Annotated in this window: 28 protein-coding genes; 10 read left to right on the top strand and 18 right to left on the bottom strand. The window is 63.4% G+C overall.

Annotated features, from left to right (window positions below; all coding sequences use genetic code 11):
- Window positions 1-126: 126 nt before the first annotated feature.
- On the top strand, window positions 127-1,056 hold the full coding sequence (locus P9273_RS18265; protein ID WP_041001470.1) for a DUF1236 domain-containing protein: 930 nt from the start codon (window positions 127-129) through the stop codon (window positions 1,054-1,056).
- Between the two features lie 288 nt (window positions 1,057-1,344).
- Window positions 1,345-1,692, top strand: coding sequence for an exopolysaccharide production repressor protein (locus P9273_RS18260; RefSeq protein WP_278050158.1), 348 nt, complete (start codon window positions 1,345-1,347; stop codon window positions 1,690-1,692).
- 269 nt (window positions 1,693-1,961) lie between these two features.
- Here the strand turns inward: P9273_RS18260 and P9273_RS18255 are convergent, their stop codons facing one another.
- The gene (locus P9273_RS18255) at window positions 1,962-2,369 is read right to left on the bottom strand and encodes a hypothetical protein (protein WP_041001474.1); all 408 of its coding nucleotides are present in this window, start codon (window positions 2,367-2,369) and stop codon (window positions 1,962-1,964) included.
- A 491-nt stretch (window positions 2,370-2,860) separates the two neighbouring features.
- On the opposite strand from P9273_RS18255, the gene P9273_RS18250 reads away from it, so the two are divergent.
- Complete coding sequence (locus tag P9273_RS18250) at window positions 2,861-3,403, top strand: J domain-containing protein (RefSeq protein ID WP_278050157.1); 543 nt, start codon at window positions 2,861-2,863, stop codon at window positions 3,401-3,403.
- Between the two features lie 660 nt (window positions 3,404-4,063).
- On the opposite strand, the gene P9273_RS18245 is transcribed toward P9273_RS18250, so the two are convergent.
- The 5 genes from P9273_RS18245 to P9273_RS18225 all read right to left on the bottom strand — a co-directional run bounded on the left by P9273_RS18245 (window position 4,064) and on the right by P9273_RS18225 (window position 7,803).
- The gene (locus P9273_RS18245; RefSeq protein WP_278050156.1) at window positions 4,064-4,915 is read right to left on the bottom strand and encodes a hypothetical protein; all 852 of its coding nucleotides are present in this window, start codon (window positions 4,913-4,915) and stop codon (window positions 4,064-4,066) included.
- 322 nt (window positions 4,916-5,237) lie between these two features.
- Window positions 5,238-5,522, bottom strand: a complete 285-nt coding sequence (locus P9273_RS18240; protein WP_278050155.1) for a hypothetical protein — start codon at window positions 5,520-5,522, stop codon at window positions 5,238-5,240.
- Between the two features lie 247 nt (window positions 5,523-5,769).
- Window positions 5,770-6,186: a TadE/TadG family type IV pilus assembly protein gene (locus P9273_RS18235; RefSeq protein ID WP_278050154.1), complete on the bottom strand. Its 417-nt coding sequence runs from the start codon at window positions 6,184-6,186 to the stop codon at window positions 5,770-5,772.
- On the bottom strand, window positions 6,176-6,616 hold the full coding sequence (locus P9273_RS18230) for a TadE/TadG family type IV pilus assembly protein (protein WP_278050153.1): 441 nt from the start codon (window positions 6,614-6,616) through the stop codon (window positions 6,176-6,178). The genes P9273_RS18235 and P9273_RS18230 overlap by 11 nt, the downstream gene beginning before the upstream one ends.
- A 5-nt stretch (window positions 6,617-6,621) precedes the next feature.
- Window positions 6,622-7,803, bottom strand: coding sequence for a pilus assembly protein TadG-related protein (locus tag P9273_RS18225; RefSeq protein WP_278050152.1), 1,182 nt, complete (start codon window positions 7,801-7,803; stop codon window positions 6,622-6,624).
- A gap of 347 nt (window positions 7,804-8,150) precedes the next feature.
- On the opposite strand from P9273_RS18225, the gene P9273_RS18220 reads away from it, so the two are divergent.
- The gene (locus P9273_RS18220) at window positions 8,151-9,368 is read left to right on the top strand and encodes a TadE/TadG family type IV pilus assembly protein (RefSeq protein WP_278050151.1); all 1,218 of its coding nucleotides are present in this window, start codon (window positions 8,151-8,153) and stop codon (window positions 9,366-9,368) included.
- Window positions 9,369-9,393: 25 nt separating this feature from the next.
- Here P9273_RS18220 and P9273_RS18215 read toward each other — a convergent pair whose 3' ends face one another.
- From P9273_RS18215 to P9273_RS18205, 3 genes are all read right to left on the bottom strand, one after another.
- Window positions 9,394-9,630, bottom strand: a complete 237-nt coding sequence (locus P9273_RS18215; protein ID WP_278050150.1) for a hypothetical protein — start codon at window positions 9,628-9,630, stop codon at window positions 9,394-9,396.
- Between the two features lie 72 nt (window positions 9,631-9,702).
- Window positions 9,703-9,918: a hypothetical protein gene (locus P9273_RS18210; protein WP_278050149.1), complete on the bottom strand. Its 216-nt coding sequence runs from the start codon at window positions 9,916-9,918 to the stop codon at window positions 9,703-9,705.
- A 355-nt stretch (window positions 9,919-10,273) separates the two neighbouring features.
- Window positions 10,274-10,465, bottom strand: a complete 192-nt coding sequence (locus tag P9273_RS18205) for a hypothetical protein (protein WP_278050148.1) — start codon at window positions 10,463-10,465, stop codon at window positions 10,274-10,276.
- A gap of 406 nt (window positions 10,466-10,871) precedes the next feature.
- Between P9273_RS18205 and P9273_RS18200 the strand changes: the two genes are divergently transcribed.
- Both P9273_RS18200 and dinB read left to right on the top strand, forming a co-directional pair.
- Window positions 10,872-11,252, top strand: a complete 381-nt coding sequence (locus P9273_RS18200) for a cupin domain-containing protein (protein WP_278050147.1) — start codon at window positions 10,872-10,874, stop codon at window positions 11,250-11,252.
- 268 nt (window positions 11,253-11,520) lie between these two features.
- A complete protein-coding gene (gene dinB, locus P9273_RS18195; protein WP_278050146.1) occupies window positions 11,521-12,786 on the top strand; it encodes a DNA polymerase IV in 1,266 nt (421 codons plus the stop codon).
- A gap of 13 nt (window positions 12,787-12,799) precedes the next feature.
- Here the strand turns inward: dinB and P9273_RS18190 are convergent, their stop codons facing one another.
- The 7 genes from P9273_RS18190 to P9273_RS18160 form a co-directional block, all read right to left on the bottom strand.
- Window positions 12,800-13,666, bottom strand: coding sequence for an aldose 1-epimerase (locus tag P9273_RS18190; protein ID WP_278050145.1), 867 nt, complete (start codon window positions 13,664-13,666; stop codon window positions 12,800-12,802).
- Window positions 13,667-13,669: 3 nt separating this feature from the next.
- Window positions 13,670-14,425 carry an SDR family oxidoreductase gene (locus P9273_RS18185; protein WP_041001494.1) on the bottom strand — a complete coding sequence of 252 codons (756 nt, stop codon included), beginning with the start codon at window positions 14,423-14,425 and terminating at the stop codon, window positions 13,670-13,672.
- A gap of 10 nt (window positions 14,426-14,435) precedes the next feature.
- The gene (locus tag P9273_RS18180; RefSeq protein ID WP_278050144.1) at window positions 14,436-15,167 is read right to left on the bottom strand and encodes an ATP-binding cassette domain-containing protein; all 732 of its coding nucleotides are present in this window, start codon (window positions 15,165-15,167) and stop codon (window positions 14,436-14,438) included.
- Between the two features lie 3 nt (window positions 15,168-15,170).
- A complete protein-coding gene (locus P9273_RS18175) occupies window positions 15,171-16,148 on the bottom strand; it encodes an ABC transporter permease (RefSeq protein WP_041001498.1) in 978 nt (325 codons plus the stop codon).
- 143 nt (window positions 16,149-16,291) lie between these two features.
- Window positions 16,292-17,269 (bottom strand): sugar ABC transporter substrate-binding protein, encoded by a 978-nt coding sequence (locus P9273_RS18170; protein ID WP_041001500.1) that lies wholly within the window; start codon window positions 17,267-17,269, stop codon window positions 16,292-16,294.
- A gap of 22 nt (window positions 17,270-17,291) precedes the next feature.
- Window positions 17,292-18,494 carry a mandelate racemase/muconate lactonizing enzyme family protein gene (locus P9273_RS18165; RefSeq protein WP_278050143.1) on the bottom strand — a complete coding sequence of 401 codons (1,203 nt, stop codon included), beginning with the start codon at window positions 18,492-18,494 and terminating at the stop codon, window positions 17,292-17,294.
- A 15-nt stretch (window positions 18,495-18,509) separates the two neighbouring features.
- Complete coding sequence (locus P9273_RS18160; RefSeq protein WP_278050142.1) at window positions 18,510-19,229, bottom strand: FadR/GntR family transcriptional regulator; 720 nt, start codon at window positions 19,227-19,229, stop codon at window positions 18,510-18,512.
- Window positions 19,230-19,329: 100 nt separating this feature from the next.
- On the opposite strand from P9273_RS18160, the gene P9273_RS18155 reads away from it, so the two are divergent.
- Both P9273_RS18155 and P9273_RS18150 read left to right on the top strand, forming a co-directional pair.
- Window positions 19,330-20,229, top strand: a complete 900-nt coding sequence (locus P9273_RS18155; RefSeq protein ID WP_278050141.1) for an SMP-30/gluconolactonase/LRE family protein — start codon at window positions 19,330-19,332, stop codon at window positions 20,227-20,229.
- Between the two features lie 169 nt (window positions 20,230-20,398).
- The gene (locus tag P9273_RS18150) at window positions 20,399-21,103 is read left to right on the top strand and encodes an SDR family oxidoreductase (protein ID WP_041002727.1); all 705 of its coding nucleotides are present in this window, start codon (window positions 20,399-20,401) and stop codon (window positions 21,101-21,103) included.
- A 37-nt stretch (window positions 21,104-21,140) separates the two neighbouring features.
- Here the strand turns inward: P9273_RS18150 and P9273_RS18145 are convergent, their stop codons facing one another.
- Window positions 21,141-21,416 carry a hypothetical protein gene (locus tag P9273_RS18145; RefSeq protein ID WP_278050140.1) on the bottom strand — a complete coding sequence of 92 codons (276 nt, stop codon included), beginning with the start codon at window positions 21,414-21,416 and terminating at the stop codon, window positions 21,141-21,143.
- A gap of 1 nt (window position 21,417) precedes the next feature.
- Window positions 21,418-21,861 carry an SRPBCC family protein gene (locus P9273_RS18140; protein WP_041001510.1) on the bottom strand — a complete coding sequence of 148 codons (444 nt, stop codon included), beginning with the start codon at window positions 21,859-21,861 and terminating at the stop codon, window positions 21,418-21,420.
- A gap of 401 nt (window positions 21,862-22,262) precedes the next feature.
- On the opposite strand from P9273_RS18140, the gene P9273_RS18135 reads away from it, so the two are divergent.
- Together P9273_RS18135 and P9273_RS18130 are read left to right on the top strand one after the other, a co-directional pair.
- Window positions 22,263-23,690, top strand: a complete 1,428-nt coding sequence (locus P9273_RS18135; RefSeq protein ID WP_278050139.1) for a family 16 glycosylhydrolase — start codon at window positions 22,263-22,265, stop codon at window positions 23,688-23,690.
- 12 nt (window positions 23,691-23,702) lie between these two features.
- Window positions 23,703-25,448 (top strand): type I secretion system permease/ATPase, encoded by a 1,746-nt coding sequence (locus P9273_RS18130; RefSeq protein ID WP_278050138.1) that lies wholly within the window; start codon window positions 23,703-23,705, stop codon window positions 25,446-25,448.
- Window positions 25,449-25,451 lie beyond the last annotated feature (3 nt).

The following is a 25,451-nucleotide window of genomic DNA, read 5'->3' as shown; positions in this document are numbered from 1 at the left end:
CTTGCAAAACAACTGCCGCCGTCTTCCGCGAAATCATCGTCTTTGCCCGGCGCGGCAATTTCGGAACAATGCGTTACGGGCGGGGTTACCCATGCGAAGGGACCGACTTTCCGAGGAGAAAATCCAATGAAACACCTGCTGATCACAAGCATGATCGCGCTCGGCGTCGGTTGCGGCGCCGCGATGGCGCAAACCGAATCCGTGCAGCCGAGCGGCGGCGATAACAATTGCGCGGCCGGCGCGGCCGACTGCCAGAAGGGCGGCAAGGCCGGCGGCCAGGCCCAGGGCGAGATGAAGTCGCAAACTCAGCAGAACGCCCAAGGCAAGGCCGGCGCCAACGCCGAAGAGCAGGCCCAGGGCAAGGCCAAGATGAAAACCGATGAACAGGCCCAGGGTCAGGCCGGCACCAGCACCGACCAAAACGCCCAGGACAACACGCAGTTGAAGAAGAAGCAGCAGGCGCAGGGCAAGACCGGCACCACCGAGCAGAACGCTCAGGGCAGCACCAAGATGCAGACCGAGCAGAACGCCCAGACCAAGACCGGCACGACCACCCAGCAGAATGCCCAGGACAAGACGAAGACCCAGACCGATCAGCAGGCCCAGGGTAAGACTGGCACAACCACCGAGCAGAACGCTCAGGGCGGCAATACCAAGATGCAGACCCAGCAGGACGCCCAGGGCAAGACCGGCACAACCACCGAGCAGAATGCTCAGGGCACTACCAAGATGCAGACGGAGCAGAACGCCCAGGGCAACACCAATGTCGAGACCGACCAGAACAAGACGGCCTCGATCAACAATGTGACGGTGGAGCAGAAGACGCAGATCACGCAGGTCATTCATGAGACCCATGTCGAGCCGGTTCGCGATGTCAGCTTCGAAATCTCCGTCGGCGTCGAGGTGCCGCGCCACAAGGTGCGTCTGCATCGCCTGCCGGCCCGTATCGTCAAGATCGTTCCGGCTTACGAGAGTTATGAGTATTTCGTGTTGGCCGACGGACGCATCGTCATTGTCGACCCGGACACCTATAAGATCGTCGTGATCCTGAGCTGATCCGGCCAGCATAGCGAATAGGGGCCCGCCCAGCCGGCGGGCCTTTTGCGTGGGAGAAAGACATCCGAATACGCCCGGCATCCGCCTGCACATGCACTGCAGTTTGTTAGATATGCGTTGAATCCCGTTGCCGAGGGAACGATCCGGCGCAATTCACAGTTGTCACAACGGAAGTCTTGCGTCCGTCGTCCCTATCGGGGCCGGACGAAAGGGCGATAGGCCCGCCGGCAAATCGTTCAAGCTTGCGGTCCTCCGGGAAAAGGTGCATGGGTCACGATGGGTAGAGACATGGGCGAGATCGTCGACGATCGGATTTGGTCGGGGCGCTCGGTTGGGCAAATGTATTTTCCGCAGTTTCTTGTGGGAATGGTGGCAACGCTTCTGGTCATCCTCGGCTGGACCTTCATGTCCACGGGATCTGTCTGGGTGGCGATCAGCTGGACGTTCCTGGCGGCCGTGGTTCTGCAGGCCGGTTATTTCGTGGCCGTGCTCTGGCTCGTGCACGACGAGACCCGCGTGAGCGACGAAGGCAAGGCGGAAGCAACCTCGGCGCCTGCGAAGATACCCGGCCCGTTCGAACGCGACGGCATCATCCACGCTCTCATCTTGCGGCTTTTCCCGAAACTGCTTCCCTAATCACTTGCGTGGCACCTCGCGGCCGCGACCTATCCACCTTTTTTCCTTTCGAGAGACGGCCGCGCTGCAATAGCCGGCACGTCGTATTCTTTGCTCGAACGCAGGAGCCGGTCTACGGCTCGGCGTCAAGGCCTCGAAGCGCCGGCAACCTGCACGCCGCCGGCGGCCGCCTTTGCCGAAATTACTGCGGCGCAACGCAACGGCAGGCTTGCAGTCGCCGGAACTGCAGCCCGGGCTGGCTGCAATCCTGCCAGGTTTGCCGAGCTAGGCTAGCGCGCGGCAGCCGGTGAGGCTGAGCGCACCGTTTCCGAAGACGAGAAGACGACGAAGCCAAAGACCAGCACTGCGGCGGCGACGATCAGCGAGCCTGTTGCCACGACCGGCTCGATCTCCGGATGGCCTGCCGCCAGCATCCAGTAGAGCGCCGGCAACATGATCACGATGCCGACCGTATAGAGGCCATAATGGATCATGGCGATGCGGCGCTCGGCCTTGGCCGGGTTGAGCGCGTAGTAGCCGCCGAAGATGGCGCTGGTGACCCAGCCAAGAAGGTTGATGTGAGCATGCGCCGGGAAGGCGCCGTGATCGCCCGAAATCGCCATCTGCAGCCCGGCGGCGACGCCCAGGATGAGAAAGACGATGGCCGTCTTGAAGAAGAGGTCCGATACGCGTGGCATTTGTTGTCCTCCCAATGCCTCTGTAAACCCGACTCTACGAAGTCTACATCCTGTAAGCCATATTAGCCATGGCGCACCTAAGTCGGTGCCGCTTTCGGGCGAAAGCTGCAAGGCGGGTCGGCGACTTTGTGAAAAAAGGCTCGCCTCTCTCGAGGCGAGCCAAAAAGAGAGCCGGGCTTGAGATCGGCTCCCATCCAGGTTGCCACCTGAATTTCAAACATGGTTAACGTAGCAGAGTGCGGGATTTATTCCACCGCGATAGCGATTCGATCCCGTAAGCCTTCCAATCCGCGCGGCAGAGCAAGCCTTTCGCCGATCGGGCGCCGCGAACAAAACGCGCCGACCAGGACATCCCTTCCCGTCCGGCCGGCTGGCGAAAACACATGCGCTTCAGCGTCCGGTCTTCAGCCCAGGCGCGCCTTGCAAGCGCGCGACATTTGGGCAATGCTTGGCATGGGGAGTGGTTTCCGTAATTTCGGAAGCACGATTACATGTTCATCGACTACTACGAACTTCTGGAAATAAGCCCGAACGCCAATTCTGAGACCATCGAGCGGATCTTCCGCTACTTTGCCATGCGCTATCATCCCGACAATCGGGAAACCGGCAATGAATCGCGCTTCAGCGAGATCGTGGAAGCCCACAATACACTTCGCGATCCGGTCAAACGGGCACAGTACGATATCCTTTATCGCGAGCATCTGGGCCTTCGCCACGAACTCACGGAAGGAGCGCGCGACGGCGGCGGCATGGAGAGGGATAGCGTTATCCAGGCCAATCTGCTGTCGCTTCTCTATGTGAGGCGCCGGCGGGACGTCAACAATCCGGGCATCGGCGACGAAGAGCTCGAACGCCTGTCGGGCTGCCCTCGCGAGCACCTGGAATTCCATCTGTGGTACCTGAAGGCGAAGGGCTTCATCGGCAGGACCGAGAACGGAACATTCGCCATAACCGTCGAAGGCATCGATCACGCCGGGATGAAACGCGGCGGAGAGCGAGCCGATGCCACCCGCCTCCTCGATCACGCCGATTAGACCGACCGTCAAAAGCCCGCCTACTGGCGCTGAACCAGTGGCGGGCTCGATGAAGGACAGCTACATCCCCCGAGGAATCGACTGTCGTCTTCTTAACTCCCCATAGCTGGGCTCGGTTCGCCGGGGGCGGGGTCTGAAGCCATGCACCATGGCGGGCAAGAACAGGGAGCGCACGGTTACATTGGCGTTCTGCTTCACTAGACTAGATACACGGCGATTGAGGTCCGACGCGCCGACGCATCGGGCCGGTGCTGAGCCCGTCAAGGGTGATTGCGAGAACGCCCCGCCGAGGGCATGACGCAATCCCGTCTGGCTGGCGGCTCGAATATCAAAGGTGTTGCCGGCCGGCCACGTCAACGATAAGTGTATCGGAATGCGATACTTTTGGCGAAAGAAAACCAGCAACGCCCGAACACCCGCACTGCAAGGCCGGAGTCTTGCTTTTCATCGTCCAAGAAAGCACCGGCCATTCGTGAAAACAGGTGGCAACCTGTAGCGGGCACCGACACCCAACAATGCGGCTCCCGCTTTGGCTCCCCTCGTCCGAGGCGAGCCGTTTTTCTTTCTGAGACCGCGAATTCGCGGTCGCCGACATACCAAAAAAGCCGCCGGGCGAGGCCCGGTGGCGTCTTCGTTCACCCTCTGGTCGGTTCGCCCCGCCTATGGGGTTGTCGTCGTTGTGGTCGCCGTGGCGGCGGCAATGGCGTCGATCTTGCCTGCCAGCGTGTCCTTGGCCCAGGCGGTTACGTCGGCATCGACCGGCTTGTTGGCCATGTCGGTGAGAGCTGTATCCAACGAGGCGTCGGTGGGGGCGGGCGCGTTGTCAACCGCAGTCTGAGCATCGGTGACCGCTTGGTTGTCGGCCGTGATTGCCGTGTTCTGCGCGTCGATCTGCGCCTGAACGTCAGCAATCTGCGCATCGAGGGCCGCCTGCTGGTCGGGCGTGAAGCCCGTTGTGTCCGTCGCATTGAGATCAGCGAGCTGCTGAGTGAGGTCGGCGAGCTTGCTCTGGTCGGCGGCCAGTTGGGCGTTCGCCGCGTCGAGCGCGGCCTGAGCGTTCTTGGCCGCCGCGGCCTGTGTGACGTAAGCCTGGATGCCGGCGAACTTCTTGCTCTTGGAATTCATGTAGGCGTTGATGTTGCGCTGCAGCGAGTTCAGCCGGCCGAGCTTGGCGTGGATGTTCTTTTCCTTGGGCGTGGCGGCCGTTGTCGTATCGTCAGTTGTCGTGTCGTCGGTCGAGCTGTCATCCGACACGCTGGCATCGGCGCTCTTGTTGTGGCCCGGAGCCGACGCCGACTTGCCGTGCGAGGCGCCGCTCTTGCCGCTGCCCCCGCCATTTCCATTACCACCGTTGCCGTTGCCGCCGTTGCCGTTGCCGCCATTGCCATTGCCGCCGCCATGGCTGCCGCCATTGCCGTGGCCGCCACCATTACCGCCGGCGCCGGCAAGCGCCGGCGCGGCCGCGAGCGCAAGAATGGCAAGGGATGCCAGGAGTGTCTTTCGCAACGTCATTGTGCTTCTCCGCAGATGAATCGACGCATGGCCCAACCGCTAGGTAGCGTCTTATGAGAATTTCCTAACGGCGTCGGATAAACTTTAAGCAATCGCGGTCGTGAAATGAGAGCATAGCAGCCATCGGTTGGCAGCTTTCGCGAAAAATCGCTCTAACTGCTTGAAATCTAACGAAAATACAAAGGGCTTAGCGCCCTTGGGCCGTTTGGAACAATGAGGGCCCTTGTCCCGCCGGACCATGGTCCGAAGAGGTAAGTGCAGCCGCGAAATCCCCGCGTTCGGGAACATATACATCACCCGGAACTCTGCCCGAAGGTCAGGGTTAAACAAGCGAAGGGACATTTCCAAAAAGGATTGTCATCATGAGCCGAATTCTTCTCACCGCCGCCTTCGTTGCTTTGTCCTGTGGCCTGGCCACAGCCCAGTCGGGCACGTCGTCGGGCACCTCGTCTTCATCGTCCACCACGACCACGATGCCTAGCAGCCAGGGCACGGACCAGACGACGACGAATTCGACCAACCCGAATTCGGCGAAGGATTGCGCGCCCGGGCAGCAGGCCGGCAGCGCAAAGCAGGCAGCGCCTGGGCAGCAGGACACAAGCGCCAAATCGAACGCTCCCGGCCAGATGAAAACGACAACGGAAGGCTGCTAGCCTGAGCGGGCACAGCTAAACAATTCCAGAAAAAGTGCCCAGCGGTTCTGCCCGGAATTGCGCAAAAAGGCTTACAGCGGTTCGGCGATCCTGCGTGTGCCGGACCGCTCTGGCCCTTAAAGCTGTATTCGACGGAAGGAGTCAAAGCTTCGCGCAGTCGGCATCTGGCCTCGACCGCCCATACGGTTTTCCTGGAATTGCCTAACTGCCCACCAGCGGCACGGTCACCGAGGTGGTGTAGCTGATCGGGAAATTGCTGAAATAGGGGAAGCTGATGACGAAGGCATAGCTGGCGTTGACATGCGCCATGCGGAAGCCGCCGCTCGCCGGATCGGTGGTGATGGTGACATTCACATTCTGCAGTCCGAGCGCCTGCAATTTCTGCGTCGCGACCGCCTGGATGTCGGCCTGCGTCAGCGTGTTGTTGAGCTGCAGCGAACGCGCGGAAGCTTCGAGGGCGTAGCGCACGCTTGATATGCTGTTCATCGACCAGCCGAAGGCGAAGATGCCGAACAGGAGCATGATGAGGAAAGGCGCAATCAGCGCGAATTCCAGACCGGCGCCGCCCGCTTCATTAGCCGCAAATGCCGAACGCCGGAGTCTTCGTTCAGCGCACACGGACCACCTGCACATGGCCGATTGCGGTATTGTCTGGGTATGGGCCGAAGGTGAAGGGCGGAATCCAGGTGCCGGACGCCTGAATCTGAACGTAGACGGACGGCGCTTTAGGTCCACTGCATAAGGTCGATGCATCGACCACGGTGGTGCCGCACTTATAGATGCGACTGATCGTGACCTGCGCGTCGGAAGGCTTGTTCTCCCAGCTCGCCAGCGCGACAGTCTGGGTCGCGCTGTCATCGACGGATCCTGCCATCACAAAGTTCGCTGCCGTCTTCACGCCGGCGCGCATCGATAGCGAACTGGCGACATAGGACCAGCCGTCTATGATTCCGAGCAACACTGCACATAGGACCGGTAGGACCAGCGCTAACTCCACCGCGGCTATGCCCGTCTTGTCGCGAACGGCCGTAAGGAGTTGCCTGGCCACAGGTTTCACTCGACGACCGCGACCGACTGTGCCGCCGGAATGTCCTTCATCCCAAGGCTCGAGCAGTCCTGATTGATGGTCGAATTGCCTGACCATTGGATGGTGTCGGCAACGACCTGGGTGCAGCCGTTCTGACCCGAGAAGTTGCCAAGATAATTGACCTGCTGCTTGGGAAAATAGATGGCACCGGTCAAAAGCGAGGTCGCGGTCCCGTTGAAGGTGCTCTGCGCCGCGGTTCCCGTCCTGTCGCCGTAGAACAGCACACCCGAATAGGTTCCCGAGGTCGGCGCGCTCAGTGTCACGGTGGCGTTGCCGTTCATGCTGACGGTGTTGCTGCCGGCCATGTAGATGGTTACCCCGTCGCCCTGGACAACCGCGCCCGCGTTGATTTTCAAATTGCCCTGGACGACATAGACGCCGGGAGAAAGCGTGACATTGCCGTTGAGGTTCATGCCATTGCAGTAGGTTCCGGGCTGGATTGTTTGCGTCGACTTACCACTGTTGACGTTCTGGCAGGAGCCGCTACTCGCGGGCGCCGGCAGACTGGCGAACGGATCGGCCGCCGGCAGGGCCTGAGTGATCGGGGCCTTGCATACCGTAGTCACCGGGTTGTTCAGCACCATGCCGCCGGCCGAAATTAGGCAATCCGCCTGAAGTCCCGCCGCGCCCTGCACTTTGATGGCGTCGTTCGCAATAGAGTTCGACATGATGACGCAGCCGGTCAGCTTGACGCTAGTGCTGCCGGAATAGAGCACTGCCTGCGAGGCCGACTGACTGAGCGCCAGGTTGCAGGCCTTCGAAGCGTCGGTGATCACGGCCACCGCCCTCGCCCGCTCCGGCACCTTTGTCTGCGTGAAGATGGAGGTGAACATCCGGTCGAGATTCTGGTTAAGGATGACCTCCACTGCCTTCTTGGCCGTGTTCGGCCCCGAAGTGGGCGGCGTGTTGACGACGATGGTGCCCCCGCCCAGCCCGTTCGAGGCGGCCGATGACGTGGCAGCCGCCGTGATCGCCGCGGTGTCGGACCCCTGGACCTTTTCCAACGCCCCAGCATAAGCTGCCGCGTCGGCGATCGCCTGCAGCTTCAGGCTCGAATAGTACCAATAGGAGGTTTCGACGCCGAGCCCCGCGCCGCCGACGACGACCGGCAGGGTGAGCGCGAATATGGTCGCGACATTGCCGCCCATGCCTTCGCAAAAGCGTCGAAAAGAAATTCGAGAAAAAAGATGTCTGAAGAAACGACCCGAAGAGGCCATGGCCGAGCGCACCCAAGCTATCCCAGCCGCCACGTCACCATTGCGATGTGAACGAATGCCTAATTATTTCGCTCGATTTGCGCCGGTGGGCCTCCAGCGCTCCCTTGTTCCTACCTTGCGCCGCACGGACTCAGACCTAAGGCCCAACACATATCGGACTTAAGGCGTAACCATCTGTAGAAGCTAATGTTTTAGCATTTTCTGCATTTTATCTTTTTTGCAAATCGCTCGTTGAGACGGCGCGCATATCACATACCGCGTATCGGCGAGGATGACTCATGTTGGGACGTTTTTTGGCATCGAGACGCGGCAACTTCGCGATCGCGGCCGCAGTCGCCATGGTGCCGCTTATGCTTGGCGTCGCGGCATCCATCGACCTGATAGGCACGAGCGACGACGCCGCGCAGTTGCAGAACTCGCTGGACGCGGCTGGCCTTGCGATCGGCACGAAATATCAGGCGAGCATGTCGGCGAGCGACGTGCAGCAGCTCGGCCAGACCTTCTTCGCCGCCAATATGAGCGCAGCCGACGCACAGGAGCTGTCGGGCAGCCTCGCCGCCTTCCAGGCCAGCGCAAGCGGCGGTCCGGGCGCCTATTTCATCTCGCTGTCGTCGAGCATCAGCCGGCCGGCCTTCGTCAGTGGCATGCCGGCCTGGCAGGCGACACGCACCGCCTCGGTCAAGCTCAAACCCGGCGCGCAAGCCTGCGTGCTCGCGCTCGATCAGCACGCCGACGGCGCGGTCAACCTGCAGGGCTCGACCGATGTGACGATGAACGGCTGCGTGATAGCGGCCAATTCGGACGCGCCCGACGCCGTTAGCCGCGGAGGTTCGGCGATCCTCAGCGCCGGCTGCGTCTCGACGGTCGGCGGCACGCAGGGGCTGACGCCGCCCAACGCCACGCTTTCCTGCGGCGCGCCGCAAGAGAAGCAGTATGCCTCGTTCGATCCGCTGGCCGATGTCGTTCCGCCTGCCTACACGCTCTGCCTGCCGGTGCCCAATGGCAAAACGGTGACCCTCTCGCCGGGCACCTATTGCGACAAGACCTTGTCGGGAAAGGTCACCCTCAATCCTGGCACCTACATCATGCGCAACGTCACCATAAAGCCGGGCGGCAACGGCAGCCTGAGCGGCCAGGGCGTGACGATCTTCCTGATGGAGAACTCGCAGCTCACCATCAACGCCAACGAGCAAGTGAACCTCTCGCCGCCGACGAGCGGTCCTTACGCCGGCATCACCATCTTCCAGGCGCATGGCAATACTCAGCCCCTGTTGCTCAACGGCGGATCCGGCTCGGTGGTGAGCGGCTTCATCTATGCTCCGGACGCCGCCATCACCTATACCGGAAATTCGGATATGACAGCCCAGGGCAGTTGCCTGCGGCTGGTCGGCGATACTGTAGCGATGATAGGGAACTCGGCCGTAAAGTCGGATTGCACGGCCGAACTCGGAGGCCGGGCGGCCTATGCGGGCCGGATGATCACCCTGGCGAAATGAGCGCCAGTCTCCCGTCTGCAGGAGATTACGCCTGGTCCACGATATCCGCGCCCGCCTGCTCGTCGAAGAGCACCGCGCAGCCGCGCTCGAGCGCGACCTGTGTCAAGGCGTTGGTCGCGTCCTCATCCGACGAGACGAAATCGCCGGTCAGCACGCGCAATTCCTCGACCGCCTTCGACATCGGCACGACACGCCCGGCCAAAGGGTCGCTCGCGCATGCATCGATGACGCACAAAAGATCGATGAGTTCAAAATTGCCCATGGCGGCCTCCGCCAGCGCCATCCCTTCGCTCAATCAACGGCATGAGCCGCGGACTGGTTCCCCCGCCCGCCTTCATCGGGTGACCTGACGGGCGCGAGCTTGAGATCGAAGCGGGCCGGCAGGCACGGCTCGACAGGCCCTGCGCACCGAGCCTGTCGCGGTCGCGTCGATCGGAAGGAGGATCACCATCTCGGCATCGCGTTGTGGCCAGAGCGACCTGCCGAAGAGGAGGAAGACGCCGCCGATCAATACCGCCAGAAGCAGCGCGGCAAACAGGTTCGCGATCATGTTGCCGGGTTCACGAGGGAAGGAGTGCCTGCCATATCGCAGGAAGTGGCAGGCACTCCGTGGTCAACCGCCGATGAAGGGACTTTGTCCGGCGGCTTGCTACCAAATGAAATTGATGTCCTCTTGTTTCTTACAAATCGATGTCTCGGGCCTCTGCGTTCGATGGGTGAGACTTCAGTCTGAAGATGGTTCCAGACCGTTGATATGCATGCAGCCGAGTGCCCGGCGAAGCGTTGGTTTTCGCTGCTTCACTCTCGGTCCGCGTGTTCTTGGGAACCGCAGGCCGTTTCCTGAACGGTAGATCTCACACCGAGCATCTAGTCGCGCCGTATGTCCGAGCGATTGAGCCCGATACTCAGTCCTCGACGTCCATCTGCTGATGGCCGGGCTGCTGGTGCCATAGCACCTGGCGATAATCCTTCAGTTCGACGACCTGGCTGCAGACCGGACAGACATAGCTGTCGCAGCATTGGCGAAGCGCCGGCGGGCCGCGACGGGCGGCAATGACCGGCGGGCGCGAATAGCCTTTCACGGCTGGATCAAGCATCGGTTTCCTCCTGGTGGTGTTGATTATCCCCGCCCAAAAGTTTGTCCCCTCGCCCGCTATGTCGCGCCGGCGCGGCGTTCGGCCAGCGCTGGAGCAGGTGGGCGTCATGCTGATGGGGATTGCGAAAAGCCGCGACGGTATCGCCTTGATCGTTGCCGAGGGTCGCATCGAATTCTCCCTGTCGGGCGAGAACGGATGGGTCCCTCAACCACCGCCGTGCCAGCGCGAAAACAGGAAAGCACCCGGCGATCAGGTCCGCAATAACTTTCGACAAGAAGCGCCAAAATCTTCAGGGCCGAGCGTGCCTCCAATTATATTAGCGAACCCTCATAACAAGGCGTATGTATGAGACAGCGGTCGCCGACGATCGCAACGTCAGGCGCCGCTTCACACATGGGAGGATGCCGTGGCTGAAACTGCTGTGAATGTGACGAAGCTCGAATCCAAATCGCACAACAATCCAGACGAGGTCCGCGCGCCCGCCAAGACGCGTGTCGAGATCGTCCGGCTGCCGGGCTACACGCTCGCGCGGATGAACATGCAGCCGGGCTGGAAATGGTCGGAATGCGTGAAGCCGGTGGTCAAGACCGACACTTGCCAGGTCTCGCATGTCGGCTATGTCGTGTCCGGCTCGATCACGGTGCGGCTGACCGACGGCACGCAAAAGACCTTCGAGGCCGGCTCTTCCTACACCATCCCGCCCGGCCACGACGCCTGGGTCGAAGGCAACCAGCCGTTCCAATGCATCGAGGTCTTCAGTGCCGAACAATATGCCAAGCCGGCGTAGGACGACTCATAGACCGGCCGCTAAGGCAGGCGATGCCGTGGGATCGGGGCGAGCCGTCGCTCCGATCCCTTTCGCAGGTGCAAACGCCGTTTCATTCATTCGAATGAAGCACCTCATTCGTTTGCCCGTAGACAAACGAAACGGCCTTACGTGTGCTTGACACGAGACTTCTTTTGTTCTCTGTCTGTTCCTGAAATCCGCCCTGTTCCAACAGAGAAATCTAATGCTGCAACGCGGCAGGGCGGCGGGCCGCAGACAGGAGCGCGGGATGCTCGGGACGAACGCCGCTTCAGTTGCCCCCACCATCCTGCATGCCGATCTCGACGCCTTCTATGCGTCGGTCGAGCAGTTGCTCGATCCTTCGCTGCGCGGCAAGCCGATCGCCGTCGGCGGCGGCGTGGTGCTGGCGGCCTCCTATGAGGCCAAGGTCTTCGGCGTACGCGGCGGCATGCCCGGCCGCAAGGCGCGCGAGCTCTGCCCACAGTTGATCTTCGTGGGCGGACGCTTCAGCGAATACCAGCGGCTCGGCGACGCGGCGATCAAGGTGCTTGACGACTTCACGCCGCTGGTCGAGCGCATCTCGATCGACGAGGCTTTCGCCGACGTCGCCGGCTGCACGCATCTGTTCGGGCCGCCGCAAGAGATCGCGCGAAAAATCCGCGAGCGGGTGAAGGCAGAGCTCGGCCTGCCGATCTCGATCGGCGTGGCGCGGACGAAGCATCTCGCCAAGATCGCCTCGCAGGTGGCGAAGCCCGACGGGCTGGTGATGGTCGAGCCCGGCGGCGAGCTCGCCTTCCTGCACGACCTGCCCGTCACGCTGATGTGGGGCGTCGGCCCGGCGACCAGGGCAAGGCTCGCCGAGATCGGCATCGAGACGATCGGGCAACTGGCGCGCACCCATAGCGGCGCGCTGGAGCGGCTGATCGGCCATGCCGCCGGCCAGAAGCTCGCCGCCCTTGCCTGGAACCGCGACCCGCGGAAGCTCGAGAGGCATCGGCGAGCGCATTCCGCCGGCGCGCAGTCGGCGCTTGGCCGCAAGCCCGCGCTGCCGCGCGTCTTCGTGCCGACGCTCCTACATCTGGCCGACCGCGTCGCCAGCCGGTTGCGCGCCAAGGACCGGCCCGGCCGCACGGTCACGGTGCGCGTGCGCTTCGCCGACATGCGCGCGGTCACCCGCTCCGTCACGCTGGAGCAACCGATCCAGGCGACGGCAATGCTCGCCGAGATCGCCGAGGAGCTGGTTCGGGGCGTGCTCGCCGCCCATCCGGGCGAGAGGGACATCTCGCTGCTGGCGATCTCCGTCTCGCATCTGGAGGAAGGAGCCGAACTGCAGCTCGAACTGCCGCTCGGCCTGGCGGACGAGAAGCTGAAGCCCGGCAGCCGCAAGGGTCTCGCCCGCTTCGGCGCCGACCGCGCCATCGACAAAATCCGCCAGCGCTTCGGCAGGGAGGCGGTTGGCTATGGCACGGTGGCGCTGGAAGGCACGCGCTCGGTGCCGGACGGGTTCAGGAAACTGGCGGAGAAGGAGCTGTGAGGTCGGAGCGCCCTCAATTGGTTTCCGCCCACTCCAGCCCCATCGCCGCGCTCATCGTCTCCCCGTGCCCGAGCACCGTCAGCCCCTCGCCGTGATGCGCATCGACGGTATGCGAGACCGGCTCGAAGCAGAAGAAGCCGGCATCCGGCGACGGCGAATAAAGGACGTAGACGTCGAGCTCCGGCGAGGCGGCGAGCGTGACCGCGACGCCCTGCTCCGGCTGGGCGATGGTGGCGCGCCCGTCCCAGCCCTCGAAGGCGTTGTTCACCCAAGCCGGCGGCAGCGGCGTGGCTTGCGCGAAATCCCAGGTCGGGCGCTCACTCACCGGCACGACGCCGACGGGGAGATGCCGCTCGTCCTCCAGCCAGACACGCCTCGCCTTCGCCTGCAGCGTGGTTGTCTCGCCGCGCGGAAACCAGGGATGGAAACCGAGACCGTATGGCAGGCGCAGGCCGGCGCGGTTCTCGACACTGAGGCGCGCCTCCAGCGCGCCCTCGCGCAGCGCATAAGTCACGGTGGCCGCATAACGGTAAGGCCCGATAGCGCCCTCGTCGAGCAGGAGCTCCGCCTCGGTGTCGGTGCGGCGGGCAAGCCGCCAAGGCTTCTGAAAACCGTCGCCATGGATCGGAAAGGCTTCGCCGGGCACATTCGGCGCGACGGCATGGAAGCGGTCGTCGAAAGTGAAGCCGCCGCCGGAGATGCGGTTCGACCACGGCACAAGGAGCTGGCAGCCTGAAGCGCCACCGCCATCCCCCGGCTTCAGGAGCGGAACCGGCGCGGCGCCGGCGGCGAGCGCGTCATAGCGGGCGATCGCCGCGCCCGTTTCAGGCGCCACGACCAGCCTCGCCTGCCCGTCATTCAGCTCGATCACGCCGGCCATCTCTCACCAGCCGCCGTCGACGGCGATGTTCTGGCCGCTGATCATGTCGGAGGCAGGCGAGACGAGGAACAGCACGAGATCGGCGACATTGTCCGGCTCGATGCGTTTCTTCAGGCTCTGGTTCGCGAGGATCCAGTCATTGTATTCCTTCAACCGGTCGCCGAAGACGCGCTCCTCCGCCTCCGAGACCACCGCGCCCGGCGACACGGCGTTCACCCTGATGCCATGCGGGCCCAGCTCGCGCGCCAGCGATTTGGTGAGGCCAAGCATGGCGCCTTTCGACGCGACATAGGGCACGTAGCCATCCCAGCGGCCGTTGAGCGTGATCGAGCAGAAATTGACGATCTTGCCGTAGCCCTTGGCCTTCATGCCAGGCGCGCAAGCCCGCGCCAGCGCGAAGGCGGCCGAGGAGTTGACCCGGATCTGGTCCTCATACTCGGCGAGCGAGAATTCCTCGAACGGCCGGTTGATGATCAGCGCCGCGTTGTTGATCAGGATGTCGATGCCGCCTTGCTTCGCCGCCAGCTCGGCAACCGCGGCTTCCGCCGCGGCCAGATGGTTGAGATCGCAGCCGACGAAGGCGATATCGCCGCCGGCCTGACCGGCCAGCCCGGCGACGATCTCCACCGCATTCGCGGCATCGGGACGGTCAAGCACCAGAACGCGCGCTCCGGCCCGCGCCAGCGTCACAGCCTGAGCCCGGCCAAGCGAGCCTAGGCCACCCGTCAGCAGCACTTTGCGACCAGCGAGCATCGTCATCGGCTCCTCCTCACAAAACGGAGTGGACTTCGTCGATCGAGGTGTCCGCGACGCGCTTGTCCAGCACCACTTCGCCGCGCGCCATCGCCACGACGCGGTCGCAGCAGTCGAAGACGTGGTGCATATTGTGGCTGATGAAGACGCCTGTCACGCCCTGCTCCTTCAGGCCGCGCACGAAGCCGATCACCTTGTTCGTCTCCTTGACCGAAAGATGGTTGGTCGGCTCGTCGAGGATCATCACCTTGGACTTGAAATGCATGGCTCGCGCTATGGCGACGCCCTGGCGCTGACCGCCGGACAGCTCTCCGACGAGCGCGTCGGGAGAGCGCAGATGCAGGTCGACATTGGCGATAGCGCGGATGCTCTCATCAGCCATCTTTTTCTGGTCGAGGATGCCGACGCCGAGGATCGAGAACCGGGTCGGCTCACGGCCGATGAACAGGTTCCTGGCGATCGACATGGTGGGGACCATGGAGTTGTACTGGTAAATGGTCTCGATGCCGAGATCCATCGCGTCGCGCGGGGTTGCGATGCTGACTTCCCTGCCCTCCACCTTGATCTCACCCTTGTCCGCCCGGTGGACGCCGGACAGGATGTTGATCAAGGTCGACTTGCCGGCGCCGTTGTCGCCGACGAGACCGAGCGCCTCGCCGCGCCGGAAGTCGAGAGTCACGCCCTTCAGCGCATGCACGCCGGAATACCATTTGTGCAGGTCGCGCACCGAGATGATCGCGTCACCCACGGCTTAAGCCTCCATCTTGATGGCCTTGGCGCGCTTGCGCATCCAGGCATTGGCGACGACGGCGAAGATGGTCAGGAAGCCGATGGCGAATTTGAACCAGTTGGCGTCGACATGGCTGAGCACCAGCCCGTTGTCGATGACCCGGATCAGCGTCGTGCCGATGATCCCGCCCATCACGGTGCCGATGCCGCCGGTGAGCGACGCGCCGCCGATGACAGCGGCGGCAACCGCCTGCAATTCCAGCCCCTCGCCGATCGAGGGCAGCGGCGAGCCAAGCCGCAGCACCTGCAGCATGCCCGCGAAGCCGGAAAGCACCGAGCACAGCATAAAGCAGACGATCTTGACCCTGGCGGTCGGGATGCCCATCGAGGCGGCGGCCGGCAGGAAGCCGCCGGTGGCCTTGATCCAGTTGCCGAAATTGGTGCGCGAGAGCATCAGCGAGGTCAACACGGCAACCGCCGCGAACCACAGGAACGACATGCGGAACATGTTGCCGGGGCCGACAAAGGAGGTAAACAGCCAGTTGGGCAGGTCGATGGGCAGCAGCGGCGGGAAACCGCCGGAGACGACGACCGTGAGCGAGCGCGCCATGAACAGCATGCCGAGCGTGGTGATGAAGCTGGGGATCGCGAAGCGGATGGTGACGTAGCCGTTGATGAAACCGATGGCCGCGCAGACCAGCAGCCCGGCGAGCAACGCCAGCGGGAACGGGGCGCCATGCACCATCAGCACCGCCATGGTCATCGGCATCAGCGCGAAGACCGAGCCGACCGAAAGATCGAACTCGCCGCTGATCATCAGGATGGTGACGCCGATGGCGACGAGGCCGGCCTCCGGCAGGATGCCGAGGATGCCGCGCAGATTGTCGGCGTTCAGGAACACGCCGTGCGAGCGCACCTGGAACAGGATGATGAGCAGCACCAGAAGGATCAGCCCGGCCAGCTCCGGTTTTTCGAGATAGGTCTTGAACAGGCGCTTCAACGAAAGGCTCCGGTGCGATGATTGAGAAAAGTACTGTGGCGCCGCGTTCCTTCACACCCCCTCTGTCCGTCCGGACAGAGGGGGTGCTGTCCCGCCAGCGTTTCGGTGACGGGCGTCTCGGCCAATCTCAAAGCCATGCGATCTCAGCGCATACCCTGGGCAGACAGCGCCATGATGCTGTCGGCTTCCTTCGGCCGCACGATGCCCTGGCCAGTGTCGATGTCCGAAGGAGCAAGGCCGATCTTCTTGTTCAGATAGGCCTCCATCACCGGCATGAAGCCCTGCATGTAGGGCTGCTGGTCGACCAGCGCCTGGACATAACCCTTCTGCATCTGCTGCAGCACTTCCGGAACGAGGTCGAAGCCACCGAGCAGCACCTTGCCCGGCGCCACGCCCCGATCGGCCAGCACGCGCGCCACGCCGGCGCACCAGAAGCCGGTGTCGAAATAGGCCGTGGTGTCGGGATGGGCGTTCAGATAGGCGCCGACGCGGTCGGAGGTGATGGCGAGATCGGTGCCGCTGTCGATGCGCTCCCACGACACGTCACGGTCTTTATGCGCGGCCTTGTACTCCTCGAGAAATTGCATGATCCCGGCGCCGCGGCTCTCCGACCAGTTCTGGCCGGGGGCCGAAATGCCGACCAGAACCTTGATCGGGCCGTCCTTCGGGAAGCTCTCGGAAATCGCCTTGGCGAGCGAATAGCCGGCCGGCTTGAAGCCCTGGCCGACGAAGGCCTGGCGCGCATTGCCCTTGGCGCCCTCGGTGTCGTCGACATTGACGGCGATCACCAGCACGCCGGCGTCGCGCGCCTCCTTGATGACGTCGTCGAAGGCGTGGTCGTCGACGATGGAGGTCAAAAGCGCGTCAGGCTTGGCGGCAAGGGCTGCGCGCATGTTCGCGACCTGCTGTTCGACCGAGCCCTCGGTCTGGGTGAAGACCATGTTGCAGGTCGCCTCAACCTTGCCGCAGGCATCGTCGAAACCCTTCTTCACCGCCTGCCAGAACGTGTTCGAGGCCGACGAATGATGGGTGAAGACGATGTTGAGCCCGTCGGCGCGGGCAACGGACTGGCCGCCGATCAGGGCGACGCCGAGCAATAGCATTGCGGTGAGTTTCTTCATATCTGTTCCTCCCTTTGGATCTTCAGATGCTTGTCCTGTCGCTGACGCGACGGTGGACGGTGTAGGCGCGGCCGAGGTCCGGATTGAGCGCCAGTCCCAAGCCCGGCCCGGGCGGCACGGTGATCATGCCGTCCTTGACCTCCGGCAGCACGGTCACCAGGTCGCGGTACCAGGTGCGGTAGAAGGCGCGCACGCTTTCCTGGACGAGCGCGTTGGGCGCGTTGAGCGACAGATGCGTCGAGGCGGCGAGCACGACCGGACCGGTGCAGTCATGCGGCGCGACCGGCAATCGCCAGGCCTCGGCCATCGAGGCGATCTTGCGCGCTTCCGAGAGGCCGCCGCACCAGGAGATGTCGAGCATGACGATGCCGGCCGCTCCCGTCTCCAATAGATCGCGAAAAGCCCAGCGGCTGCCCAGCGTCTCCGAGGCCGAGATCGGCGCCGGGCTGGCGGCTGCGTAGCGCTTGAGGTCGCCGAGGCTGTCCATGCGGATCGGGTCCTCATGCCAGTAAGTCGCGTAGGGTTGCAGAGCGCGCGCGATCTTCATGGCCGGCAGGAGCTGCCACATGGAGTGGAACTCGACCATGACGTCCATCTTGTCGCCGACGGCTTTGCGAATCTTTTCAAATGGTTCGAGGGCCGCCTTCAGGTCGGCGGCCGAGATGTCGTTGCCGCGCGCCTTTTCGGCCGCGTGGTCGAACGGCCAGATCTTCATGGCGCTGATGCCGTCCTCCAGCAGTTCCTCGGCCAGTTCGCCGGCGCGGGTGAGGAAGCTGTTGAGGTCGTCATAGTCCCGCCCGCCGCCGATGCCGTAATTGGCCGTCGTCTGGCCCTTGGCGTCCTTGATGTATTCGGTGCCGGCGCAGGTGTTGTAGGTGCGGATCGAACGGCGGCTGAAGCCGCCGAGCAATTGCGCGACCGGCTGGCCGGTCGCCTTGCCGAAAATGTCCCACAGCGCGATGTCGAAGGCCGAGTTGCCGCGCACCTCGGCACCGCTGGACCGGAAGCCGAGATAGCCGACGAGGTCGGCTGCGAGCAGGTCGATCTGCAGCGGATCGCGGCCGATCACCCTGGGCGCGACATACTCGTGCAGATACTCCTCGACGGTGCGCGACAGAAAGAACGTCTCGCCGAGCCCGGTGATGCCCTCGTCGGTATGGACCTCGACCCAGAGCAGGTTCGGTCGCTCCTCGATGCGGATTGTTTCGATGGCGGTGATCTTCATCGGGCTGCCCCCATTCTAGGCGATCCCCGCATCGATGAGCGCCTTGACGCTCTTGTCGAAATGCTCGGCCATGTGCTCGGCGGCCAGTCGCGGATCGCCCTTGAGGATGGCGTCGGCTATGTCCTCATGGCCCTTGATCATCTTGAGTTGGGCTTCGTCGGAGGAGCGGGTGCGCCACCCGATCACCCAGGTGCGGCGGGTGACGCCGCTGAAGGCGGTGACGATCAGCGAAAAGACCGGATTGTGCGAGGCCGCCGCGATCGCCTCGTGGAAGGCGATGTCATGCTCCATGACGGCTTCCGGGTTCCTGAAATTCTCGCGCATCAGCCGGGCCGATCGGCCAATGGCCGCCGCCTCATGGTCGGTGCGGCGCAGCGCGGCAAGCGCAACGGTGCGCATCTCGATGGTGCGCCTGACGTCATAGACCTGCTGCACGCTGATCTGCTGGGTGGTGATGCCGTGCTCGATCACCATCGACATCGCGCCGGTGTCGAGCTTGGCAACGGTGGCACGGCGCCCGGCGCTCATATCGATCAGGCGCATCGCCGACAGCGAGCGGAAGGCCTCGCGCACGACGGTGCGCGAAACATTGAGCTGGCGCGTCATGGCGGCTTCGCTGGGCAGCGGATCGCCTGGCGCAAGGCCCTCGGAACGGATGTGCTGGGTGATCGCCTGAATCGCGGTGCTGACTAGGCCAGGGCTCGGCTCATCCGGTGGGTCCGTCTGCTCTTGCATTCCGCTCCCTCGAAAACCTGTATGACAGGTTATTATTGAATTGCTCATAATTCACGCAAAAGATATGTGTCAAGCGTAATTCCAGACCTGGAGGGACTCGATGAGCGGAACGGAAGCCCGCCTTATGTTCGACGCGCGCGACGTGGTCGGCGAGAGCCTGGTATGGGACGAGCGCGTCGGCAGGCTGGTCTGGGTCGACATCATCGGCCGCCGGATCCATCGGCTCGATCCGGCAAGTGGAGCGCATGAAAGCTGGCCGACGGGCGACCTCGTCACCTCGATCGGATTGCGCGCCGATGGCGGCGCGCTCGTCGGGCTGCGCAAGGACATCGCGCTCTGGGATTTCGGCGGGCCGTTCCGGACGTTCACGACGATCGAGGCCGACCGGCCGGCCACGCGGCTCAACGAAGGCGTGGTCGCGCCGGACGGGTCGTTCTGGGTCGGCACCATGGCCAACAATATCGGGCCGGACGACGCACCGGTGGCGATCACGAGCGATGAGGGCCAGCTCTACCGGATCTGCCCAGACGGCGATGTGAGGCTCCTCAGCGAGGACCGGTTCGGCATCACCAACACGATGGTGTGGCTGCCCGACGGACGCTTCATCACCGCCGACACGATCAAGAACGCGCTCTATAGCTATGACTGGGACCGGAAGGCTGGACGGCTCGGCGAAGCGCGTCCCTTCTTCGCCGGCTTCGAGCGCGGCCTGCCGGACGGCTCATGCCTCGACGCCGAGGGCTATGTCTGGAACTGCCGGGTGGTGGGCGGAAGCTGCCTCGTGCGCATTTCGCCCGACGGCAGACTCGACCGGATCGTCGAGCTGCCCTGCAGCTGGCCGACGAGCTGCGCTTTCGGCGGCGCGGACCTCGACACGCTGTTCGTCACCTCCGCGCGCTTCACCATGAGCGCCGAGCATCTTGCCGCCAACCCTTTCGAGGGCGGCCTGTTCTCGCTCAAGCCCGGCGTGCGCGGCGTTCCGGCCAACCGCTTCGGATGATCTCCCCCGCATGTGACTGTCGAAGGCGGCGATGAGCGCCATTAGGATGTGAGCGGTGCGCGATCCGCCCATCGCTAAGACCGCGTTGGCGCAATCCAATCCAGTTCGCGCCCTCCCCGCTCCATGCTAACAGAAGCACTTTCGGGAATTCCAACACATGGACAGCAACATGGCAGGCGAAAAAGTAGCTCTGGTGACGGCGGGCGGCAGCGGCATGGGGGCGGCGGCGGCGAAACGGCTGGCGGCGGATGGGTTCAAGGTCGGCGTGCTCTCTTCCTCCGGCAAGGGCGAGGCGCTGGGCAAGGAGCTCGGCGGCTTCGGCGTCACCGGTTCCAACCAGTCGAACGACGACCTCAAGCGCCTCACCGACGGCGCGCTGGAACGCTGGGGCCGCATCGACGTGCTGGTCAACAGCGCCGGCCACGGACCTCGCGCGCAGATCATCGAGATCAGCGACGAGGACTGGCACAGGGGCATCGACACCTATTTCCTCAACGCCGTGCGCCCGACCCGGCTGGTGACGCCGGTGATGCAGAAACAGAAATCGGGCGCCATCATCAACATCTCGACCGCCTGGGCGTTCGAGCCGAGCGCGATGTTCCCGACCTCGGCGGTGGCGCGCGCCGGGCTTGCCGCCTTCACCAAGATCTTCGCCGACACCTACGCGGCCGACAACATCCGCATGAACAATGTGCTGCCCGGCTGGATCGACAGCCTGCCAGCGACGAATGAGCGCCGCGACAGCGTGCCGATGAAGCGCTACGGTACGTCGGAGGAGATCGCCGCGACGATCTCGTTCCTCGCTTCGGACGGGGCGGCCTACATCACGGGCCAGAACATCCGCGTCGACGGCGGCATCACGCGAGCGGTGTGAAAGGGTAGCATGCGGTCAAAGAGAACGCCGCCTCGGGTCATCCCGCTCTGCGGGAATTGAGAACCCACAAAAAGGCTATGGCAGCCACCAAGACAATCGAATTGCCGACCACGATATTCCAAAAGCGAGTGGGGTCGTCCGCCAGCGCGACCCAATGCAACTTGCCCCGCACTTCGCCTGTCTTGATGCCGCAGGCAATGTTGTAGATCGCCAGCGCTGCGAGCGCCGCCATCAGGACAAAGAGGTCGTTGTTCTTGTCGCGATCCATCGAGCGGCTTTTATCAGCGCTTGGTGAAGTTTTGCTTACCATCATTTTACTGGTTGATCTCCGGCTCGACGAGCTTGGCAAGGTTGCGCAGCGATTCCTGCCAGCCGAGATAGCAGGCCTCGGCCGGGATGGCGTCCGGGATGCCGGCCTGGGTGATGTTGATCTCGGTGCCGACCGACACTTTCTTCAGGATCACGGTCACTTCGATCTGGCCCGGCAGGTTGGGATCGTCGAAACGGTCGGTGTAGCGCAGGCGCTCGCCCGGGACGAGCTCGACGAATTCGCCGCCGAAGGAATGGCTGTCGCCGGTGGTGAAGTTGCGGAAGGACATCTTGTAGGCGCCCCCGACCTTGCCCTCGAACTCGTGCACCGTGCAGGTGAAGCCGTTCGGCGGCAGCCACTTCGCCAGCGCATCGGCTTCGACGAATGCGCGGTAGACCTTCTCCGGCTTGGTCGCCAGGACGCGGTGCAGTTGGATGGTGCTGGGCATATCTCGATATCCTTCCTTTGTTGATCGATGACCCAAGGACGGGCGGGCTTCGGCCGGTCCGACAGAGGCTGTCAAATTTTTCGTCCCGCCGCTGCCGTGCCGCTCTACAACGGAGGCAATCGGCCGCCCTGCTGCGACAAATGCATCCATTCACGGCTGTTTGCACAATCTTTCGGCAGAAAACCTTGCAAAATTAAGTAAAATTAAGACCGGCTCGCGCGATAATTGTATTAGATTCCGCTTACTCTATCTGCGCAAAAATATCGATAAAAACAGCGGCAATTTTCGCTGTACTAAATGTTTGTTTTCGGGAACGATAGCCCGTGTTGCAAGTTGGTTCGGACCAGGCACTTGAACTTGCAATGAGCCATCCGGGCGGGGCAGCGCGGAAGGATTGTCCGATGAGCTTCGTCGTCAACGCGATAGGCGTTCCTCTTTACTATAGCGGCGCTTCCAACCATTGGTTTTCGGCGTCCTCGTCCGGGCCGACCTTGAACGGCACCACCGGCAACGATTCCATCTGGGGCGCCAGCGGCGTCAACGTCACCATGTATGGCGGCGCAGGCGACGACATCTATTACCTCTATTCGGCGAGCAACAAGGTGGTCGAGAACCCTGGCGAGGGCGTCGACACGATCAACACATGGATGAGCTACACGCTGCCGGACAATGTCGAAAACCTCATCGTCACTAACGCCCACAATTACGCCTTCGGCAATGCGCTGGACAACATCATCACCGCCACGGCGGGCGGCCAGACCCTGGACGGCGGCGCGGGCAACGATGTCCTGATCGACGGCGGCGGCGGTGCCGACACTTTCATCATCGCGAAGGGCAATGGGAGTGACTTGATCGTCAATTTCGCCTCGAACGATACCGTGCGCCTCGATGGCTACGGGTTCACGTCGTTCGCCGCCATCCACGAGAACCTGATTCAGGCGGGACCCAATGTGCTGCTGAACCTCGGATCGGGCGAAATCCTCGAATTCAAGAACATGACGATCGACAAGCTGCAGCCCAACCAATTCGAGCTGCCGATCGACAAGTCCGGCATGACGCTGTCCTTCAGCGACGAATTCAACACGCTCAATCTTCACAATGCCCAGGGCGGCACCTGGGATACCAATTTCTGGTGGGGCGCGCCGAACGGCAGCACGCTCACCCCCAATGGCGAATTGCAGTGGTATATCGACGCCAATTACGGCCCGACCAGTTCGGTGCATCCCTTCAGCGTCGACAATGGCGTGCTGACGATCACCGCGGCGCAGGCGCCGGCCGATATCAAGCCTTTGATCAACAATTATGAATACACATCCGGCATCCTGACCACGCACGACTCCTTTTCGCAGACCTACGGGTATTTCGAAATGAAGGCCGACCTGCCGGAAAACGCCGGCGCGTGGCCGGCCTTCTGGCTGCTGCCGGAAGACGGCTCGTGGCCGCCAGAACTCGACGTGGTGGAAAAGTATGGCCAGAAGCCGAATTCGCTGCTGGTGACCGCGCATACCAACGAAACGGGACAGCACACGACGGTCGGATCGACGGTGAACGTCATGGACACGGCCGGCTTCCATACCTATGGCCTGCTGTGGACACCGGAAAAGCTGGTGTGGACCTATGACGGCGTGCAGGTCGCCGAAGCGGCGACGCCGTCCGACATGAACAAGCCGATGTACATGCTGGTCGATCTCGCGATCGGCGGACAGGCCGGCGCCCCGCCGGACCACCTCGCCACGCCGGCCCAGATGAAGATCGACTATATCCATGCTTATACGCTGGATGAGCTTCAGCAGAGCCATTTGAACGTCACAGGCGAACACACAGCCTAGGCGGCCGAGCCAATGTCACGGGAGAGCGCTCCGGGTGCGATCAGGCAGGCCGGCCTGCGGCCGATGTTTCTGCGCGCCGTAACCGATGTCGGCCTGTTCTCGCTGCTCATCAACCTTCTGCTGCTGGTGGTGCCGCTCTACCTGCTCCAGGTCTATGATCGCGTGCTGCCCTCCTCTAGCGTCGAGACGCTCGTCTATCTGTCGATCATCGCGGTCGCGGCGCTTGGTTTCCTTGGCTTCCTCGACGCCGTCCGCGCCATCTATACACAGCGCGTCGCCGCGACGGTCAATGACAGGCTAGGCGCCAAAACGTTCGCGGCTTCGCTCGGCTTCGGCAATGCGCCGTCGCCGCTCACCGACCTCGCCTCGGTCTGCGCCTTCATCCGCTCGCGCGGTGTCTCGGTGCTCTTCGATCTGCCCTTCGCGCCGGTCTTCCTCGCCTTGCTCTACCTGATCCATCCGCTGCTGTTCTGGGTCACGCTCGGCGGCGCGGCACTGCTCGTCGTGCTGGTCTTCGCCAACCAGCTTGCCATCGGCAAGAACGACGCGCTCTCGGCGGAGTGTTCGGCCTTGGCCAGCCGGGCCGAGCAGGCCTTTGCCCGCAACGCCGACACGCTGCGCGCCATGGGCATGGTGGAAAACGCCGCGCGCACATGGGGGCGGCATGTGGCCGAGGCGCTTGTCCTGCATGACCGCTCGGCCGGCGCCAACGCCGTCTTCAGCGGCGCTTCCAGGGCGCTGCGCATGATGTTGCAGCTGGCTATCCTCGGAACCGGCGCCTGGCTGGTGCTCAAGAGCGAGATGACGGCCGGCATGATCTTCGCGTCCTCGCTGGTGTCGTCGCGCGCACTGCAGCCGCTCGACCAGTTGATCGGCTCCTGGCGGCAGCTCGTCGAGGCCAGGCGCGCATGGACGCGCCTCGGAGGAGCCCTGGCGGCGCAGCCGGTTCAGGCAAGCAAGCTCATCCTGCCCGACCCGACCGGCGCGATCTCCGCGCAGGATGTTTTCTTCATCGCGCCGAATGCCACTTTCGGCGCCGAGCCGATCCTGAAGCGGTTGAGCTTCACGATAGCCGCCGGCGAAGCGGTGGCGATCGTCGGCCCGAGCGGCGCCGGAAAATCCACGCTGGCGCGGCTGCTTGTCGGCGCCACGCAGCCGAGCGGCGGTTCGGTCAGGATCGACGGCGCCGAACTCAGGACCTGGGACGAAAACCAGCTTGGACGGCATATCGGCTATCTGGCGCAGGAAGTGGAGCTTTTCCCCGGCTCGATCGCCGACAACATCGCGCGCTTCGACGCGAAGGCCGACGACGCGGCAATCGTCGAAGCGGCAAGGCGCGCCGAAGCGCATGAGCTGATCCTTTCGCTGCGCGACGGCTACCAGACGGCGATCGCCGGCACGCTGTCGGGCGGCGAGCGGCAGCGGATCGGGCTGGCGCGCGCGTTCTACGGCAATCCGCGCATCCTGGTGCTCGATGAACCCAGCACGCATCTCGACGGCGCCGGAGAGACAGCGCTGGAAGCGGTGCTTGCGGCGGCGCGCGCAGCGGGGGTGACCACGATCGTAATCACGCATCGCCCCGCGATCGCAGCGGCATGCGACCGTGTGATGGTCCTGCGCGGCGGCGTGATCGATGCATTCGGGCCGAGCGCGGAGGTGCTGCGGCAGCCGGGCAAGGCCGCGCAGCGGAGCACGGTGGTGACCGGATCGTTCGCGCCGACCATCCGCGCCGCGCCGACCATCCGCTACGGGTCCTGAACG

The organism is Mesorhizobium sp. WSM4935 (genome assembly GCF_029625735.1).
Classification (GTDB): Bacteria; Pseudomonadota; Alphaproteobacteria; order Rhizobiales; family Rhizobiaceae; genus Mesorhizobium.
Note: the sequence above shows the minus strand (reverse complement) of the source record. Positions and strands in the feature narration are given on the sequence as shown.

What these genes read in the sequence shown, in the direction of transcription:
- P9273_RS18145 (WP_278050140.1), bottom strand. Translation starts at nt 21,416, where the DNA reads ATGATGGTAAGCAAAACTTCACCAAGCGCTGATAAAAGCCGCTCGATG.
- P9273_RS18250 (WP_278050157.1), top strand. Translation starts at nt 2,861, where the DNA reads ATGTTCATCGACTACTACGAACTTCTGGAAATAAGCCCGAACGCCAAT.
- P9273_RS18245 (WP_278050156.1), bottom strand. Translation starts at nt 4,915, where the DNA reads ATGACGTTGCGAAAGACACTCCTGGCATCCCTTGCCATTCTTGCGCTC.
- P9273_RS18255 (WP_041001474.1), bottom strand. Translation starts at nt 2,369, where the DNA reads ATGCCACGCGTATCGGACCTCTTCTTCAAGACGGCCATCGTCTTTCTC.
- dinB (WP_278050146.1), top strand. Translation starts at nt 11,521, where the DNA reads ATGCTCGGGACGAACGCCGCTTCAGTTGCCCCCACCATCCTGCATGCC.
- P9273_RS18135 (WP_278050139.1), top strand. Translation starts at nt 22,263, where the DNA reads ATGAGCTTCGTCGTCAACGCGATAGGCGTTCCTCTTTACTATAGCGGC.
- P9273_RS18225 (WP_278050152.1), bottom strand. Translation starts at nt 7,803, where the DNA reads ATGGGCGGCAATGTCGCGACCATATTCGCGCTCACCCTGCCGGTCGTC.
- P9273_RS18185 (WP_041001494.1), bottom strand. Translation starts at nt 14,425, where the DNA reads ATGACGATGCTCGCTGGTCGCAAAGTGCTGCTGACGGGTGGCCTAGGC.
- P9273_RS18155 (WP_278050141.1), top strand. Translation starts at nt 19,330, where the DNA reads ATGAGCGGAACGGAAGCCCGCCTTATGTTCGACGCGCGCGACGTGGTC.
- P9273_RS18210 (WP_278050149.1), bottom strand. Translation starts at nt 9,918, where the DNA reads ATGATCGCGAACCTGTTTGCCGCGCTGCTTCTGGCGGTATTGATCGGC.
- P9273_RS18130 (WP_278050138.1), top strand. Translation starts at nt 23,703, where the DNA reads ATGTCACGGGAGAGCGCTCCGGGTGCGATCAGGCAGGCCGGCCTGCGG.
- P9273_RS18260 (WP_278050158.1), top strand. Translation starts at nt 1,345, where the DNA reads ATGGGCGAGATCGTCGACGATCGGATTTGGTCGGGGCGCTCGGTTGGG.
- P9273_RS18190 (WP_278050145.1), bottom strand. Translation starts at nt 13,666, where the DNA reads ATGGCCGGCGTGATCGAGCTGAATGACGGGCAGGCGAGGCTGGTCGTG.
- P9273_RS18265 (WP_041001470.1), top strand. Translation starts at nt 127, where the DNA reads ATGAAACACCTGCTGATCACAAGCATGATCGCGCTCGGCGTCGGTTGC.
- P9273_RS18140 (WP_041001510.1), bottom strand. Translation starts at nt 21,861, where the DNA reads ATGCCCAGCACCATCCAACTGCACCGCGTCCTGGCGACCAAGCCGGAG.
- P9273_RS18220 (WP_278050151.1), top strand. Translation starts at nt 8,151, where the DNA reads ATGTTGGGACGTTTTTTGGCATCGAGACGCGGCAACTTCGCGATCGCG.
- P9273_RS18165 (WP_278050143.1), bottom strand. Translation starts at nt 18,494, where the DNA reads ATGAAGATCACCGCCATCGAAACAATCCGCATCGAGGAGCGACCGAAC.
- P9273_RS18205 (WP_278050148.1), bottom strand. Translation starts at nt 10,465, where the DNA reads ATGCTTGATCCAGCCGTGAAAGGCTATTCGCGCCCGCCGGTCATTGCC.
- P9273_RS18150 (WP_041002727.1), top strand. Translation starts at nt 20,399, where the DNA reads ATGGCAGGCGAAAAAGTAGCTCTGGTGACGGCGGGCGGCAGCGGCATG.
- P9273_RS18215 (WP_278050150.1), bottom strand. Translation starts at nt 9,630, where the DNA reads ATGGGCAATTTTGAACTCATCGATCTTTTGTGCGTCATCGATGCATGC.
- P9273_RS18160 (WP_278050142.1), bottom strand. Translation starts at nt 19,229, where the DNA reads ATGCAAGAGCAGACGGACCCACCGGATGAGCCGAGCCCTGGCCTAGTC.
- P9273_RS18170 (WP_041001500.1), bottom strand. Translation starts at nt 17,269, where the DNA reads ATGAAGAAACTCACCGCAATGCTATTGCTCGGCGTCGCCCTGATCGGC.